The 18,718-nt window shown below is 58.9% G+C and carries 13 protein-coding genes; 6 read left to right on the top strand and 7 right to left on the bottom strand.

Annotation, left to right across the window (positions count from 1 at the left end; genetic code table 11):
* Nucleotides 1-9 precede the first annotated feature (9 nt).
* From dpdG to U741_RS0116800, 6 genes are read left to right on the top strand one after another with little or no spacing between them, the layout of a single operon-like run.
* Nucleotides 10-879, top strand: a complete 870-nt coding sequence (dpdG, locus tag U741_RS0116825) for a protein DpdG (protein ID WP_152551655.1) — start codon at nt 10-12, stop codon at nt 877-879.
* Nucleotides 876-3,899 (top strand): hypothetical protein, encoded by a 3,024-nt coding sequence (locus tag U741_RS0116820; protein ID WP_152551654.1) that lies wholly within the window; start codon nt 876-878, stop codon nt 3,897-3,899. The genes dpdG and U741_RS0116820 overlap by 4 nt, the downstream gene beginning before the upstream one ends.
* The gene (locus tag U741_RS0116815) at nt 3,896-4,591 is read left to right on the top strand and encodes a hypothetical protein (RefSeq protein ID WP_029891611.1); all 696 of its coding nucleotides are present in this window, start codon (nt 3,896-3,898) and stop codon (nt 4,589-4,591) included. The genes U741_RS0116820 and U741_RS0116815 overlap by 4 nt, the downstream gene beginning before the upstream one ends.
* Nucleotides 4,592-9,073 carry a protein DpdJ gene (gene dpdJ / locus U741_RS0116810; protein WP_029891610.1) on the top strand — a complete coding sequence of 1,494 codons (4,482 nt, stop codon included), beginning with the start codon at nt 4,592-4,594 and terminating at the stop codon, nt 9,071-9,073. It abuts the gene before it with no gap.
* A 3-nt stretch (nt 9,074-9,076) separates the two neighbouring features.
* Complete coding sequence (gene dpdK, locus U741_RS0116805) at nt 9,077-9,613, top strand: phospholipase D-like domain-containing protein DpdK (protein WP_029891609.1); 537 nt, start codon at nt 9,077-9,079, stop codon at nt 9,611-9,613.
* Nucleotides 9,610-11,613: a hypothetical protein gene (locus tag U741_RS0116800; RefSeq protein WP_029891608.1), complete on the top strand. Its 2,004-nt coding sequence runs from the start codon at nt 9,610-9,612 to the stop codon at nt 11,611-11,613. Before dpdK ends, U741_RS0116800 begins: the two co-directional genes overlap by 4 nt.
* Before the next feature lie 125 nt (nt 11,614-11,738).
* Here the strand turns inward: U741_RS0116800 and queE are convergent, their stop codons facing one another.
* The 7 genes from queE to U741_RS19350 are packed head-to-tail and all read right to left on the bottom strand — an operon-like array spanning nt 11,739 to nt 18,676.
* Entirely contained in the window at nt 11,739-12,380 is a 642-nt protein-coding gene (gene queE / locus U741_RS0116795; RefSeq protein WP_029891607.1) for a 7-carboxy-7-deazaguanine synthase, read from the bottom strand.
* A 3-nt stretch (nt 12,381-12,383) separates the two neighbouring features.
* Nucleotides 12,384-13,493 (bottom strand): 6-carboxytetrahydropterin synthase, encoded by a 1,110-nt coding sequence (locus tag U741_RS0116790; RefSeq protein ID WP_029891606.1) that lies wholly within the window; start codon nt 13,491-13,493, stop codon nt 12,384-12,386.
* Nucleotides 13,490-14,194, bottom strand: a complete 705-nt coding sequence (gene queC / locus U741_RS0116785) for a 7-cyano-7-deazaguanine synthase QueC (protein WP_029891605.1) — start codon at nt 14,192-14,194, stop codon at nt 13,490-13,492. The genes U741_RS0116790 and queC overlap by 4 nt, the downstream gene beginning before the upstream one ends.
* A gap of 4 nt (nt 14,195-14,198) precedes the next feature.
* On the bottom strand, nt 14,199-15,278 hold the full coding sequence (dbpB, locus tag U741_RS0116780; RefSeq protein ID WP_029891604.1) for a DGQHR domain-containing protein DpdB: 1,080 nt from the start codon (nt 15,276-15,278) through the stop codon (nt 14,199-14,201).
* A complete protein-coding gene (gene dpdA / locus U741_RS0116775) occupies nt 15,275-16,570 on the bottom strand; it encodes a tRNA-guanine transglycosylase DpdA (protein ID WP_043110322.1) in 1,296 nt (431 codons plus the stop codon). Before dpdA ends, dbpB (U741_RS0116780) begins: the two co-directional genes overlap by 4 nt.
* Before the next feature lies 1 nt (nt 16,571).
* Nucleotides 16,572-17,729, bottom strand: a complete 1,158-nt coding sequence (gene dbpB, locus U741_RS0116770) for a DGQHR domain-containing protein DpdB (RefSeq protein ID WP_200872751.1) — start codon at nt 17,727-17,729, stop codon at nt 16,572-16,574.
* Nucleotides 17,726-18,676: a hypothetical protein gene (locus tag U741_RS19350; protein ID WP_152551653.1), complete on the bottom strand. Its 951-nt coding sequence runs from the start codon at nt 18,674-18,676 to the stop codon at nt 17,726-17,728. Before U741_RS19350 ends, dbpB (U741_RS0116770) begins: the two co-directional genes overlap by 4 nt.
* Nucleotides 18,677-18,718 lie beyond the last annotated feature (42 nt).

The following is an 18,718-nucleotide window of genomic DNA, read 5'->3' as shown; positions in this document are numbered from 1 at the left end:
GTCAACAACATGTTCATTGATAACCCAACCGTACCCGCTCGACTCGAAGTGCTACTCGACGTGTTACATCTCATGCACGGTCGTAAGGCCGACAGAGACACCGTTAAAGCCCTGCTGCAGCCAGAGGGCCTCCCCGGTATAAGCGAAAGCAGTAAACAGGCCAATGACCATATCTCTGCCGCCGACCAGTTGAACCTCATCGTGAAGGATACTGAGGGTAACTTTCGGCTGAACTACAAGGTGCGTGGCGAGCACGACGCACGCGGCCAGATCATCGCGGCGTTCGAGGCCATGGTGCTGGCGAAGACGGACGTCGAACGGTGGGCGGCGCGGATGTACACCTTCTTGCTGCAATTGCCGCCGAGCCAAATCGCCGGGGCGACCTATGAGAATCTGACAACGCAGTTCATGGACGGATTGCCGGCGGAAATTGAGCCCGTCAATCCGATGAACCGGACGAAGCTTCCTCAGTACCTTGACTGGTATGCGTACGTCGGATTGGGATGGTTTGGCCCTCAAGCAGAATTCGTAGCAGACCCAACCACTCGACTCGAACGAGCCCTTCCGACCATCTTTGGTCAAGACGATTTATTGGATGCAGGTGAGTTCATGAGGCGAATGGCGGCACAGTGCCCGGAGCTTGATGGCGGGCATATATTTCGCGAGATCGGCGCCGCTCGGCATGCCGAAAGTGATCGTCAGTGTACGGCGGGGCTCGCGTCCGCTCTGCGTAACCTTCACGACGAAGGCGTGATCTGTCTGAAATGCCCTCCAGACAGTAAGGGCTGGGACCTATCCCTGTCAGGACACGTGAACGAACCGGGCGTACTGGATTCGGATCGCTTCGATCAGATCGAACGTCGGAAGGTGGGTTCATGAATCCGATGAAAGCACCCGATCGAATGGGTGACCCCTGTTGGGATCTCGCGTACGCGGAGTCAATGATCTCGCCGATTGCTCGCATCGGGGAAAGCCACGCCGACTGGTTTCTCGCCACCCATTCGCCAATCACGTGCACCACGCCAGCCGATGGCGATCTGCCCCAACAAGCGATCTTTGATCGGCTGTTTAACTCGGCCGGCGAAGAGTTTGTGGCAGTAGTGAAGGGAGGTCCGGGTGCCGGAAAATCGCAACTCATCAACTGGCTGAAACTGCGGTTTGATGAAGCCCTCCGAGACGACCTGCAACCGACGCATCGGATGGGCACGCTACGCACGGTCATGATCAAACGTCGATCGGGCAGTCTGAAAGACGCGCTGCAACAACTCGTGGAGCAACTACCCGGTTACGAGGGCTATCTCACTGATGTCGGAGCCGCTATCTCGGTGCTGAGCGGGGAACAAGCCAACCGCGACCTCTGCTTCGCGCTTAGTCAGGCGTTGCTCGCCGCGCGAGATCAAGAACAGCCCCCCAAAAGGCGCTGGAAGCATCTCTTCGAGTTGTTCCAGGACGTCGCGACCGTCGAGCACATGGCCCGTAGCGGCGGCGTGGTCGAAGCGTGCATAGCGCATCTCACAACGGGAGCGCAGAGCGCCGAAGGCGATCCGCTTCCTGAATTTTCCGCAGAAGAGTTTGATATTCCGAAAGCGATACGCCGCCGTTCGGCGGTCGACGGCGATCTGCTCGACTTCTTTGATGACGATCGAGCCAATCGCGAGGCCGCCGCGGCGGAGGTAAACCGACATCTGAGAACCGCAATCGCAAATCTAACGGGCTTGCGGGGCAACACGCTTCACGAGGTGTTCCGGAATATCCGAAAAGATCTGCGGGCGGCGAAAGAATGCTTGGCCTTCTTTGTCGAGGATGTCTCGACACTCTCGATCCTCGACGAGGAACTCGTCAACGCGGTTGAGCCACAGAACGACCCAAGCCTGTGTGAAATGTTGAGCGTGCTGGGAATGACCATTCCGGCGTTCAAACGGCTCCCACAAAATCTGATGGATCGCCTTAACCTCGTGGTTGAGATCAAAGGTGAGCAAACTGGGCGATCCGAACTCATCGAGTCGCAGTATGCGGATCAATTCGTTGGTCGGTACCTCAATGCGGTCCGCGCGGGCCCGCAACAGTTAACATCGTTGGTTGCAGGTATTCGGCAATCCGGTGAGGTGACCGATTCGGCGTGCGACGGATGCCGGCTCCAAGAGGGATGTTTCGCGGCCTTTGGATCGGTTGCGCTTGGGCAAGCAAATGTAGGTCTCTTCCCGTTCTCGCAAGGGGCGGCCACACGATTCTTGGGAGGCCTCGACACCAAGGCCCCGGCTACTCCGCGCAGCCTATTGCAGAAAATCGTTGAGCCACTGCTGCGATCAGCCTCTGATCACTTCAATCGCAATGGCCCAACGGTCGGACTGGACGTTGAGCCGCGGACGCCCATAGATCTCGGAGCAAAAAAAGGCGCGCTGCTCGGGGGATGGAGCAATGCGGATCAGAGTCGACTGTCGTATCTCAATTGGTACTGGACCGGCAACGACAGTTTGGAGCAAGGAGTCGGGCGTCTCAAAGCGATGCTGCCCTGGTTCGGTTTGCGGCCGTTTAGTGGGGCTGTGACCCTCCCGGTAGTACCGATCACGAGCCCGAAGGCACCCGCAAGCGTGGTACTGGGTACAGATAAGTCGAGTTCGCCAGCTTACAGTGAATCGATCAAACGGCTTGCCGTGTGGTATCAACAAGCGGGCGTACTCGAGCATGACAAGGAGTATCGCGAATATCTGCTCAACGTCATTAAGAACTCCCTCAACGCGGAGTTCTATCGCGTTCCCTCTGCTGATCAGCGGAGCCGCACCAAACTTACGGCGGCCAGCATCGAGATCGAAGGTATGAGGACTCGCCGGGGGGTTAAACAAGGTGCGGCGTTCGCGTTTTCCCGAGATCAGGAGACCTATTCGCTACTCTCCACTTTGACGGATTACTATAGTAAAGGTGAAAAGTCGTGGGCTTTTGACGGTGCAGAATCGCAGCGACGCGTCTATTCAATGTGGCTGCGCCGCCATCAGAACCGCATGGTCCAGTCCTATGCGTACGAGCAAGCCGATCCGCGACAGGCGCATCGAATCGCGGTCCGCTTTTTGGTTATGGCGTATCGGTTTAGTGAGAAGAAAGAGCTGCCTCGTGATACCGCGGGCTCAGTGCAGTCGCTGATGAAGTTCCGGCCCAAGGCGGGCGAACCGCTATCGGCGCCCGGTCAAGAATTAGCCAGAATTTTGGTTGACTGGGTGGATCGCGCTCGCGGTTTCCTAATGGCTGGCATCAATGTTCCTCAAGGCGCTACTTCGAGCATTAACTTCATCGATCCCAGCATCATCATCGAGACATTGTCTGAAGACTCGCAACCGATAAACTTGCCCGCGGTGGATGAAACTTGGGAGGCAGGACATTTCTCGACGATATCGCGGCTTTGTAAATCAGCTTGGTCCGACCTGAGTGCCTTCCTTGAAGAAGAGGCTACCGCGTTGGAAGCCAGGGTCGAGAGCCTACGACTCATCCTTCGTCAATGGAGTATTGCCGGGGAGGTGTGGGACGCCGATCTTCGAGAATATTGCGAGTCGGCCCGACTCGTCGTAAAGGCTTTGGAGGCGACCAACCATTCTGGCGGAAATGTGGACCTGCAGAAGAAAATTGCGGGATTGACTGCCGGTGAGATTCAGAAGCAGACCAGTGCAATTATTGAGGCCGAGCGGATTGTTGAAAAGAAACGGCATGCGGTGATGACATTCGATATGAGCCTCTTTCTCAAGCAAGCCAATTTTTTGGAGGAGGTGAACGCCCTAATGACGCAACATGATGAGGCGCTACGTCGATCAAGCGAAACTATTCGCACCACCGAGGAACTTGATGTAGAGCGACGTCGTGCTCAGGAGTTGCTTCAACAGTTGGTAGTTGCTGCAGGGGGGGGCGCATGAGCAATCGTTTGGCTGTGCTTGCCCAACGCGTTCGCGCCCGGCCGAAGCAGAAGTTGCTGGAAGCTCAATTCAATCAACTGCAAAAGATTGCCGAAGACATCCAAGCGTGCAGCAATGAGGTCGAGGCGGCCCAGAAGCGGGCAAGTACTCTGCGTGAGGTCGAACCGTCTGCCGCGCTCGGCGAAATCTTCCAGAAGCAGATAGCCATTATCCGAAAGCGGGCCGGGGTGTTGATCAAGGTAACTTGCTCGGAGCAGGTGCTAGAAAACGCCGAGGTCAGTGGGGCCCTCCAGGACGTGAAGCAGGCCGCGAGCGCTCTGCGCAACGCGATTTCGAAAGAGTGGACAAAGGTCTCGAGTGCTGACCAGGAACAGGCCAGCGCATTTCTGGATATCGCGAAACAGTACGATGAAGCGGCAGCGGATCGTTTGCGAAGGGCTTTGCAACAGTTTTCAGAGTTGACGGCGTCGCCTCCCAGTACTGATGTGGAGACTGATCGCTACAAAGTTGCACGGTGGAACCTGCTTCAAGCGCGAAGCGAACTGAAGCTCGACGGCCCCACCGGCGTGTTTCTGCAAGCATGCATGACCGGCAACGGAGGTGATCCAAAGGCACTGGAAAATGTCGACATTCGGGCCTTCCTCGATCGGCACCCTGTCCTCTGGCAGCGTCTGCGATTGAGACTGACGTAAATGATTGCCCCTAAGATATTGGGCGAGTTGCTTACGTTGCTTGAACGTCGAGAAGCCGCGCTCATTGAATGGGGCTTCTACGATGTTCGTCACACCGCTCAGGAGATTGCCGAGTTGTTTGGCGACTCCCCCGTCTTTGGCGATGAGTTCCGAGAGGCTGCGAACGAAAGCTCTGAAGAACTCTTGATCGACGATCTGGCCGCCACGCAGGTCCTTCACCGAATTGCCGATTCGTATCCCCCCGCCTATCGCTCGCGCTTTGCCGAGTCGGTTCGTCTACTGGCTAGGTTGAAGCAGCGGTTCAAAGCCGATGACTGGATGTCGGCGCCCGACCTGGTTTCGGAGGTCCGTCTTCATCTGGCGCCACGCCGCGTTCCAAAGCGGGAGATCAGTCTCGAAAAGGTCTGGTTACAGATTGCCTCTGTCTGCTGGGATCGGGATCTCCAGAAGTCGGTTCTGGAGGCCCTGTGCGGAAAAGGCACCACCTCACAAACCTTGGCCGCTTTCCAGGTCCGAGCTATTGACCGCGTTCTTCGCCACTACCGAGGCAACGTGGACCCCACCGGCAGTGTGGTGACCGCGGGTACCGGCGGCGGAAAGACCAAAGCCTTCTACATACCCGCCCTGATGGGCATCGCTGCGGACGTCAAAGCCGATTCCAGGCCGGCCACCAAGGTGCTGTCAATCTATCCTCGTAATGTGCTGCTCACCGATCAGTTCTCCGAGGCTGCGTCTCAAGCCAATCGGGTGAACCAAGGGTTGGCGCACCAACTCGGGCGGCCGATTACCGTTGGTGCCCTGGTCGGAGATGTCCCCCTCAGCGCTGATTTTGAAGGTGATAGGCGAAATCACTCGTGGCTCAAGAATTGGCGGCGAAAGGCGGCCGCGAACGCCTGGATTCCGCCGCACATTCGGCATCCGGTGAGCGGGGACGAGTTACTTTGGTTGGATGAGGATCGACGCAACGGACGTAGCACCTTGCGGGAGAACACCTCCGCACAGACTGTCGTGTTTCCGGACGGTCTGGTGGTGCTAAGCCGAGAGCAACTGCGTCTTCGCCCGCCCGATATTTTCTTGACCTCGGTCGAGATGCTCAACAAGGAAATCTCGTCGGAGATCGGACGTGAGTTGCTCGGATTTGGTCGCCCGACCGAGTCCTTGCGATTGGTGCTGCTCGATGAAATTCACACCTACGAGGGGATCACGGGCGCTCAGGTACCATGGATCCTTCGGCGACTCGCTCATTGGACTAAAGTCTACGGGCGGCGAACTTCCCCGCACTACGTGGGCCTGTCCGCGACCTTGCACGACGCAGTGGGTCATTTGGCGACTCTGTGCGGCATCCACGAGAACGCGATGGTTGAGATTTCGCCTAGCGAAGCGGCGGAAGAGATCGCGATTTCGGGCAATGAGTACAACGTCGCCTTGAAATCACAGTCCGGCAATGGAACAAGCGTTCTGTCGACGTCGATTCAGGTCGCCATGCTCGGGGCGCGCCTGCTGACGCCCCATAGCGCAGGGTCGGGTGTTGTGGATGACAAGATCGGCCCCCAGTTTTTTGGCCGGAAGGTCTTTGGATTCACCGATAACCTCGATGTGGTGAATCGGTGGTTGCCGAACTTCATGGACGCGGAGGGCAAACTGGGCCTGGCTGGCCTGCGAGCGTCTACCCCCGGAGACGCGCCGGTTGATCATGCAGGGCAGACGTGGCGATTGTCCGAAAATCTTGGTCATCAACTCCGGACGCGACTCAAAGTTGCGCGCACCACCTCTCAGGATCAGGGTGTCGATGCCGGGGCGGACCTAGTCTTCGCCACCAGTTCCCTCGAAGTTGGGTTCGACGATCCCGACGTTGGCATGGTTTTGCAGCATAAGGCACCTCGATCGCCGGCCTCATTCCTTCAGAGAAAGGGTCGCGCTGGGCGCCGGCCGGGCGTGAGGCCGTGGTGCGTAGTGGTGCTCTCCGGGCATGGACGCGATCGTTGGGCCTTCCGCGACAGCGAGCGACTGTTCTCGCCCGTTCTGGATCGGTTGTCGCTACCAGCGTTCAATCCTTATGTGCTTCGAATCCAAGCTACGTGGTTTCTCGTGGACTGGATCGCCAAGCGCGTCGGCGAGGGATCACCGAATCTGTACCTCAGTCGCCAAACGCCGCAAGCTCGGCGGGCGAAGGAGGTGGTCGCCTCCCTGATCCACAGCGCCGAAGAGCGAGAGGCTTTCACCCGGGACATCCAGTACTGGCTCCGCAGTGGTACGACCGGGATGTCGGCGGCGGACGTCACGGCGCTCGTGCACGACATTTTGTGGAGCCCGCCTCGTTCCGTTCTGCGAAGCGTAGTCCCTGATCTTTTTAAGGAGTTGACTTACAATTTTTCGGTCAAAACGACCGAACGCCCCCGCTTGTTGCCGAAGTTCATCCCATCGAACACCTGGGACGTGTTGGACTCGCAAGAGGCCGAACTGATAACTCCGAACCAGGCCCCAATCTACATGGATGTGGGGAAAGCGCTAAATGAGGCAGTGCCGGGGCGCGCATCTCGGCGTTTTGTAGTCGATCCGAAGATGCCGTCGCGTTGGATTAAATGTTCCGAAGCATTACTCGCAGACCCGATCCCAGCGGCGCTCGACATTGTCGATCTGTTCACCAACTCGGAGCCAATCGATTCCGACTCCGACTTCAAAGTGGTTCAGCCGTTGGCGATGTCCATTGACGCATTGCCAGACAAGGTTAAGGCCAGCAGCAATGCCTTCTGGAAGTGGCGCGTAGAAGCGCGTCGGGTTGGTCAACCGGAAAAGGTGGATTACCACGGCGGCACGGTGCTCTCGACGCTGTGTGAGTCCTCAGCCCTCTGGTTACACCGGAACCAGGCGCATTTGCGTGTTCTGCGCCTAGCCTCCCAGTTTCGGTTCGATATTCAGACGGACCGGGGCGGGACCTGCCGAGGCACCGTGAGTTTGACCGCCGATGGTATCGGCGGCGCGTCGGTTCCCGCTGCAGTCGGGTATGCAAGGACCGTCGACGGACTCGAGTTGCGGCTCAAGTCGTCCGTTGTCGAAGCGGCCCCAGCGTTGCCAGAATCCGTCCTGAAGGATCTGCGGCCGCTCTTTTTTCGCATGCAAGCCGGACAGTCGAGCGCTTTGGCGCGATACACCTCGACCTTCGGGATCCAGTCACTGTGCGACAGCGCCATTGGAATGCTGGTGTCGACTGCGCTGAAGCATCGAGTGGGTTTGAAAGATGCCTGGGACTTGATCGAGGACAAACGAGACCTTGCGAGACAGGTGCTGCAGACCATTTCATCCGCTGACCAAGGTCAAGATGATCTGGATGAAGGTCGGCGTACAACTGATGTGCTCGACCTGTGGTTGCAGGACGAAATCGTCGTCGAGATGCAGCAACTGAGTTCGAGTCTGTGGGACGAGACCTCAGATGAATTTAGGGCCTGGCTCCAACAACTGCGCCTCGAAACAGCCCGGGCCACTGTCGAGGCCGCGGTCGCCGCTATCCTGCCCGAGACAGCCGATGGGGAGATGGCCGTCGAAGTCGTGGTACTCGACGGTGGGTACAGCATCCTCGTAACGGAAGTCGTGGCCGGCGGGGTGGGGGTCATCGAGCGCCTGCGCGCTGAAATTGAGGCCCAACCGGGAATTCTCGATTCGGCGATGCGGGATGCCCTGGTCAATTGTCGCAACGAACAACTCATCCTGAGCGTTACCGAGTCGGCGCGGGTTGCGTGCAACCCGAAATCGGATGTCGCGGTCGCCGTGGCCGATATCCGCGGGGCTGCGAGTTACACGGAGCATTTGGCAGCCAAGGACGCATTGATTCGCGAACTCGATGTCGCCGGTCTGCGCTACGACCGGGAGGCCATTGTCGCGTTGATGGGCAAGGTGATGATGCCGGGATCCACCGCCCTCAGCGACCGATGGGTCCACCTGCTCTGGCGCGCCCGAGAGCGAGTGAGTACCCGTTTGCGGATCAACATTGACGTCCGGCTCTTCTCCTATTGGTTGTTGTCTCGGCGTGGCGTCCGGCGTCGGATCGAGCAAGTGGTCGCCGCGATGGCGTACACCGCCCCCACGCCTGCCCAGTTGTTTAGCGCCCTCAATCGGCTGACCCTTGATCGTTGTCAGGACACCTGTTCGGAATGCCTCGGGAGTCCGAGAGAGATTGAAGGGAAAGCGGCGTCGCGGCGGGTCGCGCGCGCCTGGCTCAACTTTGAAAACACGGGACGAACCGTGGAGGTCGACGACAAGGAGGCGTGGATCGTGGAATTCGAAGACGCACTCCGGTCAGTGGGACGCATCACCCTGCGCTATCCGGTTCATCGGCGAACGACGGTCGCCGTGGCCTTAGCCAGGCGATTGGCCAATGAGGTTGATCGCGGGTTCATGACGGCCTCCTTTCAAATCGCCGGTGTTAAACGGACGAGCAATCGATGGGAAACCTTGATCAAGGTCGACTCCAATGAAGTGGGATAAGGCATGCCAACCTTAGATCTTTGGTCAAACGCCGCGAACTGGCAACTGCGAACGCTCTTTCGCTCTGCGCTCGGTTCATTGCTGATGGTTGACAACCCCACCAGTTCCAAGCCGGTCTATCTGTGCAGTCCTTGGATTTCTGACTTCGTGGTTTTTGACAATCGCTTCTGCGATTTCGATGTCTTGGTTCCAAGTTGTTCCGGGACGCCTCGCATTTGGCTCTCCGATTGTCTACGGCAGTTGGGCAAACTCCATGAGGTCAGAGTGGTGTCGCGCAATACCGAAGTGTCTCGACAATTCTTCGGACGACTGGGCCTCAGTAGCGGCGTCGAAACGCGCTACGCGGCGGACTCGCTGCACGAAAAAGGTTTCCTGACCCCGCATTTCTATTTCGAAGGCTCTATGAATGTCACCTACTCGGGCGTCCACATCAATGCCGAGAAGGTCGCCTATCACGCTGGAGATGATGCCGTGGTCGTTGAACGCATCGGACGGGCCTATCTCGAACTAAACCGTCGCTGGGGTCAGATGGCGTCATGACGACTGCGGTCGACGACCTTGTTAGCGAACTCGCAACGACGTGGCCGGCGGAATTCCGGCAGCCCGTCTCGTTGGCCGAGCGCAGAGCCCACGATGCCCTAGCGGCACTGGCGGACCGTCTTCAGCAAGGAATAATTGGGTCGCTGCCGTACTTCCGGGCAACCGACGGCACGATTTGGTGGATCACGCTGGGGGGGCGCAACGCCGAGTTGCGGCACTACGCCGACGATCTGCGATCTTGGGTTTTTCCGTACCAGGGGTCTGCCGATTCGATTACTTCCGTTGTCAATGCCGGTAGTGGTCGCCTCGGGCAACGAATCGCCGCGGTGACCTCGGAAGGCTATTTACGCTGGACGACTCCAGCAAAGAATGCATTGGAAGTGCTCGAGGTGCTTAGCACGATGCACGCGTATCTCGCGTCCGCGCCACCCCTCCAGCAGGGAAGTGCGCCGTCGCTCTCTAGTTTGCAGTTGCATTTTGCGATGGCACTGCGAATCGGTGATTGGGTGGCCGCTGCGGCGGCAGTGGACGAGATCGATCGCCGCCAACTGGATCAGGCGCATCGAACGATGCAGATGCGCATCCGCCTGCTCGATGCACGGGGGGCGACCGCCGACCTCGTGGCATATGTGGTGAAGCAAGAGGCCTGGATCTTCTCGAACCCTCGGCGGATCGTGTCGGCCATCTTGCGCGCCGTCTTCGACGTGGAGTTGGCGCCTCTGGAATCCACCGGGCACTTCCAAGATGCCCTGGCCAAGTTCGAGACTGAGTGGTATCGGCGACTGGCGCCATTGCTGGAGCAGGCGGAGGAGGCCTCTCACCTTCAGGCCTACGCGGCGATCATCGAGCAGGACTACGCGAAGGCAGCGTTGCTGGTCCCTAAGTTGTCGCCTGCCGCGGCGGCCTATGTTCAGGCACTGCTTCCGTCCGCACCGGCGGCGGTCCCGCCAGCGACGCCGATTTACGATCCGGCGCCGGAGATCGCACCTGCCCCCACGGCGGAGGTCCGCAACGGCGCATCGTTCTGGACCAGTCTGCACGGAGCAGTTCGGGACGGACAGCAAGCGCGAGCGCGCACGCTGATTGAAGAGATCGACTCTTCTTTACTCTCTGATATCGAGTTTGTCAGCGCGGCGCCCGACGCCCTACTGGAACTGTTATCCGACGACGAGATTGAATCGCGGAATGCACCGCGGATTCTGCGCCAAGAAGTGATGTCTTCGATCATCGACGTGATAGTTGGCTCCTCCGGATTTCCGTTACTGCAACACGTCGAAATCTACCTCGGCCTGGCTGACTGCTTGACGTATCTGCGCGGGACTTCGGCAAATGAGGCCGATGCTCAACTCCTTTTGGGCCTGATCTCGGGCGTTGTCTATCTGAATCCCACTCACGCTGATCGTTGCGCGGCGATCATTCGCGGTTGGTGGACTCAACGGGCCATCGTCGCCCGACTTCCGTGGTTGATTGCCGCATTGGATGCGGTGGCGCTGCTGCATCCCGACCCGACCTCATTGCAGGCGCTGTGGGGGGATGGCTTGACCCTGGCCGAGCGAAAAGGCTACCGCCTGACGCCGAGCGAGAGGAAGACGTGGCGTCGAGTGGGCGCCGCGATTGAGTACTCCGCGACCGACGTGGCCACGCTGCTCGATCCCGTGGCGGCTGTCGAATCGGATGAGACGATCGACACCCTGGCACAAGCCGGCTTGAAGCGAATTGCCATCGTGTCGCTGCAGGAAACCGGCGCCCGCGAGGCCGCAGCAGAACTGATAGCCCGGACCGGCGCCGAGGTCGTCCTTGTGAATGGCACGGTGCAGGGCGGGCAAACCCGCAGGGCCTCCGAAGCAGATCTAATCCTCTTCGTGTGGGCGGCGAGTTCTCACGCCGTCTACCGGGCGTTTGATGATTGTCGAGATCGATTGGTGTACGTCCAAGGTACCGGTGCCGTCAGCATCATCAGCGCTGCAGAAAAGTGGGCCACCGATGGTATGGCGCCATGAAACACAATCTGCGCGGGGCGGCGAAGTGCTGCGGTTACGACTCGATCATCATGGCGGACTCAACCACGCGAATCGTCAGCGCTGACAGCAGTAGTACCGAGCACCCCCCTAGGTGCCGAACCTTTCTAGCGGATTCCCAGCATCTTGTGTGTCTGCAACGATAGTCTCCACTGGGGGTGCGCCTGACAGTAGGCCACTGCTGCCGCCGTGTTGCGTGTAGCTTCTAGGCCATCCATCGGTTGCAGCAGGAGATGTTCGAATTGAAGTTCCGACCAGGGCAGTGCGTCAGGCATCAATCGCGGCTGCGGGAATACCAGTTTGAGTTCATGTCCCCGTCGCTGCACCCACTCGGCTCCCGCCTTGGGACTGACGCACAGCCAGTCAATCCCTCCGGGTGCCGCAATCGTTCCATTCGTCTCAATCGCAATCCGAAACTCCCGTGCATGCAGCGCATCGATCAGTGCAGGGTCGACCTGCAGCAGCGGTTCGCCGCCGGTTGCCACGACCAGCCGATGCCGCCTGTCGTCCTCAGGCCAAAGCGCCGCGATCTTATCGGCCAAGCGTTCGGCCGTCTGGAACTTGCCGCCCAGAGTCCCATCGGTCCCCACGAAGTCCGTGTCGCAGAAGCGGCAGACCGCTGACGCCCGATCCGCCTCGCGCCCCGTCCACAGGTTGCAGCCCGCAAAGCGGCAGAACACTGCCGGCATGCCCATCTGCAGACCTTCGCCCTGCAGCGTGTAGAAGATCTCCTTGACCGAGTACGTCATGTCCTACACCGGCAAGGCGGGTCCCGCCAAGTCCAAGCCCACCAGCGAGCCACAGCCTTCGGATTCGAACAGGTCGACCCGGATCAATTGGGGCAGTTCGCGACGGGTGCGCTCATTCAACCAGCGCGCAATCGTCGTCGTGTCGCCGTCGGCCAATTCCGCTTGTTCATGCAGTGGGTGGTGATCCAGAGACTTGAAGATTGGATCGAATACCGCTTTCACGTCTCCAAAGTCCAGCGTCCATCCCATGATTTGGTCCAGCGGCGCCCCGAGGTGAAGCCGCAAAGTGTAGGTATGCCCGTGGATCCGATGCCGCGGATCGTTGGCCGGTGCGTGGCGGAGTTGCACCGCGCTGTCGAGGGTGAAGTCCTTCCAGATCCGGTAGTTGGCACCGTCGTAGGTCGCGCCGCACGAGGCCGTCTCGTAGACCGTCACCCAAGACATCGCGGGCAGTTCAGGTTTCAAGCGCTCCCACAACCATGACGAGATCATCTCGCTGGTGGGATTGGAAAGGCCCGGGATCTCGTTCAGGCAGCGATAGTTGACCTGCGCCGCGATCGGCTCCCACAGGTCGTCCAGATGGTCATAGTCGATGCTCAGGTCGGCTCCCGCCAGATCCTGGTCGGCATGGACGATGACTTCGAAGCCATGACCATGCAGGCGTCCGCACTTGTGGCCCAGTGGCACATGCGGCAGGCGATGGGCCGCCTGGAACCGGTAGCGCCGCCACACATGCGCATGATCGCGGGCGTCGACCTCGACGCCCTGATTAGGGGTGCTTTGCACGGACACTCGATCAATGCCCGGGGCATCCAACCGGCCACGAATCCACCGCGCCAGGTTCTCGTCGGTCGGTTGGGCCAGTTTGTCGTTGAGCACCCCGTAGTTAAGCAGATCGGCGCAGCGATCGACCTGTCGCTGCAGGGCCGCCACCTCACCACCGGGGTAGGTCACCCAGTCCGCCGGCACGCGGGCATATGCTGTGGCCGTAAACCCATGACCGTGCAGGTTGCGGCATCGATGCCCGGCCGGCAGCATGTCGACCTGCCGAGCGGCCTCGAACCGGCAGCTGGCGGCATGCAGCACCGACAGCGAAAGAGGGGTGGTGCTCATGCGGCCTCCGCGGCGTTGAAGATTTCGTAGCCCTTGCGCCGCAGGTCGCAGGCAGGGCACTGCCCACAGCCATAGCCCCAGGCGTTCTGGGTTGTGTGGTCGCCAAGGTAGCAGGTGTGCGTTTCCGTGCGGATCAATTCCACAAGCGCAGCACCGCCCAGATCCTTCGCCATGCGCCAAGTGTGAGCCTTGTCCAGCCACATTAGCGGCGTCTCTACGACCATCGGGGCTTCGAGCCCCAGGCTGATCGCCACCTGCAGTGCCTTGAGCGTGTTGTCACGGCAGTCCGGATAGCCGGAGTAGTCGGTCTCGCACATCCCGCCCACCAGCACCGACAGACCACGCCTGTAGGCCACGGCGGCAGCGAACGTGAAGAACAGCATGTTGCGCCCAGGAACGAAGGTTGTTGGTAGACCGCAAGATGAGAATTCAATCTCGCGTTCATGAGTTAGGGCTGTATCGCTGACCTGACCTAGCGGTGCGAGGTCAAGCATGTGGTCGGCGCCCAAACGCGGCCCCCAGGCCGGGAACTCCGCCTTTAGCCGCTCCAGCATCACCTTGCGGCAATCGAGTTCCACCGCATGGCGCTGCCCATAGTCAAAACCGACCGTCTCTACGTAAGAGTATCGATCCAGCGCCCAGGCCAGGCAGGTAGCCGAGTCCTGACCTCCGGAAAACAGCACCAGCGCTTTGCGTTCCATGATGTTATCCATTGGCGATGCGACGCGGCTTCCGCAGCGCCTTCTTGAGAGAGCTAACGAGGTAGCGCGTCAGCAGATCGATGTCGCTCGGTGTGTTCTGGATGCCATTCCACGGGCGCGTATCCCATGCCTCTAGGGGCCACTGGCCACTGGTCCAGGCTGTATGCGGTGCCAGCAGTCGCAAGCCAGGTTCGAACTGGCCCCGCTCTTTCGCCCCTTCAAGGCTATGCAGGTGGTCCATGACGAAGCCCATGGCCACGATTCCGGCGCCGTGCCGTAGTCGCGAGAAGCGAGGTGCCATGCCATACCAGGCCGAGCCGTAGACCCTGGCCACGGCATGGAAGAACTCGCTAACCAACTGAAACGCCCGCTCCTCGCGGTCGTCGAACCGCATCAGGCTGCGAATCGCACCGTCAGAGGCCGAGTTCATGATCAGTCGCTGCATCGCGGTGTCGCTGATCATGCCCGTCGGATTAGTGTGCTGCCGTACCTCGCCGTGTAGAGAACTTCCACGCGTAAAGTTGAGCATGTCGACGATGCGGGCCGAGAACTTGCGCTGAGTGAATCGCTCGGGCAAGCCTTCAACATTGGGAAGCAATTCGTAGATTAGAGTTTTCGGCAGAGGACGCGTGTTGTTGATCAAGACGAACTGCTGACGTAGTTCGTTGTAGTCCTTGCAGATCACTGCCGACACGAATACTTGGAATTCAGGCTTATTGATTCCCGAAAGAGCGGTTAGCCTCTGCTGTCCGTCGACTACAAAACCGGGGCGGCTATCTTGAGTGACATCGATCTGGACTTGAACCAGTCCGTCGGACAGGTCTTTGACCGTCACGCCTTCAATAAAGGCAATAATCACTGCATTGGGGAGCAGGGCATCCTCTCGCGTCAGGTAGTCGCGGATGTCTCGGATGTGAGAGGCAACCTGATGCCGCTGGAAGCCCTTGAGTTGCCCATCATCGGTTCGTGCCACACGCTCGATTGCGGCGAATGACAGCACATCGGCAGGGTGGGCGGCAAATACAAAGACATCGTGACCTGGAGCCTGCTGTGCCCGGACTGCTGTGAATCGGTATGTGGTCACGCGGTCCCCTGAATGGTTTTGCTTAAGTGACGGTGGTAGACGCTAAGATTGTGCATTCCCCGTCGTTTATTGCGGTTGCTCGAGCGGAAGATGATCACTTCAACACCGATGTCGCGGCATACCGCACAGTCGCACTCTTTCCACGGCTGGTGTTTCAGCGTGCGCTGCACGAGCGCAGCGGTCTTGCGCAGCGCTTTGTCCTGCTGCGCGGCACCCGTTCCGTCGCCGCGCAGCAGGAACTGGTGATAGTCCATAACCGCGTCTAGCGTTGCCTCTGCCGACGAAGCCCCACGGTCATATGCCCGTACCTCAATCAATGCCCGCCGTTCTCGTAGCAACAGGTCTTCTGCGCTGAACTGACCCCGCTTAATGCCTTGCATCAGGCGTGCGTTCTCCGTGGCCTGAGGAATGCGGATAGCGGTGTAGTACTCCAGTCGACCGTCTGAGCCTTCCCTGTAGTAGTTCGCCTTCTCATCTTTGAATGCACGGATCAGCGGCGACGTCGAATCGAAACTTGTAATCCCAAAGCCCGTGAACTCGTGAATGCTGTCGGCTTTTGCAAAGCCAAGCAGATGAATCTCTGTCTCTGGACGAATTCGCTCTCGGATTGCTGTCAAGACGGCCTTGATGGCGTCGACCTTCAAGGGAACTAATCCCCCGATGGCCAGATATCGGTAGCCCATCCGCTCGAGTCGATGTGCTGCCTCGGCCATGCTCTTGGGTGACCACCCCTGCACGGGTCCGAGCGGCTCGAACGGCATTCCCTCGCGCTTTACAAGTCCCAGGAATACCTCAGCATTGGCCAGGGTAATGGCGAACCGCTGCCGTGTCGCGGCGTCGACCGCTTGCTCCGAAGGGTTGGTCAGGTCGCAGGCAAAGATGATGTGGTCCGGGGAGATGCCATGGGTAAACCCGGCTTCGGTATAGAACTCCACCACCTCCTCCGGAGCGTAGGCTGGGACCGGATGTTCCACGTAGGCAAAGGCGCCGCAGTCCCCCAGTAGCATTGTGTCCTTGAACCTCGGCCCACCATAGCGCAAGAACTGCCGAGCGCCATCTCGCAACAAGCGCTGCTCCTCCCTTGTGGAGTAGCGAACCTTGGAAGTGGCCACACCTGCGGCCTGCCGTACGGCACTCATCGAAACCAGCAACCCGTCATAAGGTGCTGGGTCCATGAACTCGTGGGCATAGACGTCGGACCAATAGCGCTCTCTGCCAGGACGGCAGCGGTCGTTCAGAAAGTCGTACCCTGGGTCGACATAGTCCTGCGTATCCGAGTACAAAAACTTCATGCTAGTTCGAGAAGTTCTTGCTGGCGGCGTAGGCACGCACTAACGTGTCTTGTAGTTTTTTTACGTGTGGCGGGGTGTTCTGCACTTCGTTCCAAGCAAGGCCTAACGTCTCCCAGGTTCCCTTGGTCCAACGGCACGACGGCGCGACCTTCTCGAGCTCGAGTTTTAGGGCGGCTACCTCCGAGTGGGGGGGGAGTCGCGCATAGATCGCATCCATCAGCAAACCCATGGCCATCAAGCCAGCGCTATGCATCAGTCGACTCTGCTTCGGGTTCTTGCCCCAAGCATCGGGAAACGCTGCCTTCACCGCCGACCAGTATGTCGTCAGGATGCGATACATCCCGGCTACATCACCGCCACCCTCCTGTCCGACAGACTTGAACTGCGCTAGGGCTCCCAGGGGATTTGACAGGCTGCTCCTAATTAAAGACAGCAAAGCTGTATCGGTTACGACCGCCTCGGACGACCCCCCATCCGACGCGCGCTTGATCAACCGGAAGAACGGCGAGGCAGGATCTTGGTTCAATGTGCTCACGAGCTCGGCAGGTATTTTTCGAGCCGCCAGATCTCGCGGCAGAACGAAGGACGCCGTTTCAGGCAACAATTCATTGATCAAGCCGGTTGGCAGGGGCTTGGCCTTGTTAACCAAGATGAACTGCTCGCGCTGCACCGAGAGCCTCTCAGACACGAAGCCGATCACGGGCACTGCCAATTCCTTGTGTTGCGCCTGTGACAGAGCAATTGACCGCTGCTGCCCGTCGACGATCCAGGCTGCGCGCCGGCCCTCTGCATAGATCGGCATGGTCAAGGTGCCACTCTCCGATATCCTCGCATCGCCTGCCGGCTTGCTACCTCGGGAAGCAACAAATTTGATGTCCGGTGCCAGTGCCAGAATAATTGCGTTGGGGAAGAGTACGTCGCCCTGATTTAGGTAGTCCACGATGCCCTTAACATGCTGGCGGATTTCCGGTCGCTGAAATCCCTTAAGGTCATTAGTCGCGTCACGTTCTATCCGCGAAATATCTGCCACATTGAGTATGTCGCTGCCCTTAATGAAGAACGCGTAAACGTCCAATCCCTCTCCCTGAGTGGTGTGCAGTGCGCGAACGACCAACTCTTTTCGATCGGTGACTGCGTTGTTGGCTTTTTTCATCATCATTTCCGCATCTTTGTGGCCAGGCCGCGCCAAAGTCGGCTGAATCTTCTTTGTTCGCAGGAGATTCCTGCTTCTTGTCGCAGATAGCGCAGCAATTTCGTGCTGCTGCCCGAGTGCCGAGTCCACTGCGCGCTTAATACTTGCAGAATCTCGTCATCAGTCATTCGTCGACCAAGTGATCGCTGTCTCCCGTGATGATCTGCCAAGCTTTCAGCCACCGCTGCCTGAGCTTCTTTTGCTGACCTGTCTGTCGCTTCTAGTACTTCGACGAAATGCCGCAAGGCGCGCTGAGCAAAGTCAGCTTGCGTTCCTGCATGGCCGGGAACCGACTCTAGTCTTCCGTCATAGGGCATCACATAGTTCAGAAGATGATTCGGCAAATACTTGGCACCTGCGGTAGACGTGAAGATCCGCAGGGATGTGGCTTGTGCAGCCGTAACCAGCGCCAGATCATCATGTACCAATTGCAGATAACTGCCGGGCAGCGCCAGCAGTGTCGGGCCTTTTCCTATCAACCTGGAAAGAGGATTTGATGAAACACCAGTCAACGCGCTCCACCACTGTGCAGGGTTGCTTCCCAAGGCTCTCAACCGGCGATCGAGATTCGTGCCTGCCGCGACTGTGCAGTCATAAGCTGGCACGAGTTGGCTGGCTTGGATAAGCCCTAAGCCGGCCGACACCACATACAAGGAAGCCCCCAAGGTCGCTGCGACTGCTGCCGAGTCCGCAATCGATCGCCCTTGGTAGAGGTTTCGAGCGGCGCTGTTGGCGCTGGCCTCGCCAACAGCGCGGCGCCAGTCCTGCGCCAAACCAAAAAGTGACGCGCTCTCTGGAAGTTGCCCGATGTCCACGCGATTGCTGCTAGCTTTCCGCTGAGTGCAACTTGTGACAACTGCGGCAGTAAAATTCACGACGTAAAGACCTATATCAGCAGTATTTTCGACCTTCATTAAGTATACACCATGCAGTTATTGTCGGCACGTTGAGGTCAG

This window comes from Polycyclovorans algicola TG408, assembly GCF_000711245.1.
Classification (GTDB): Bacteria; Pseudomonadota; Gammaproteobacteria; order Nevskiales; family Nevskiaceae; genus Polycyclovorans; species Polycyclovorans algicola.
The sequence above is the reverse complement of the archived record's forward strand: the minus strand, read 5'-3'. Positions and strand labels throughout refer to the sequence as shown.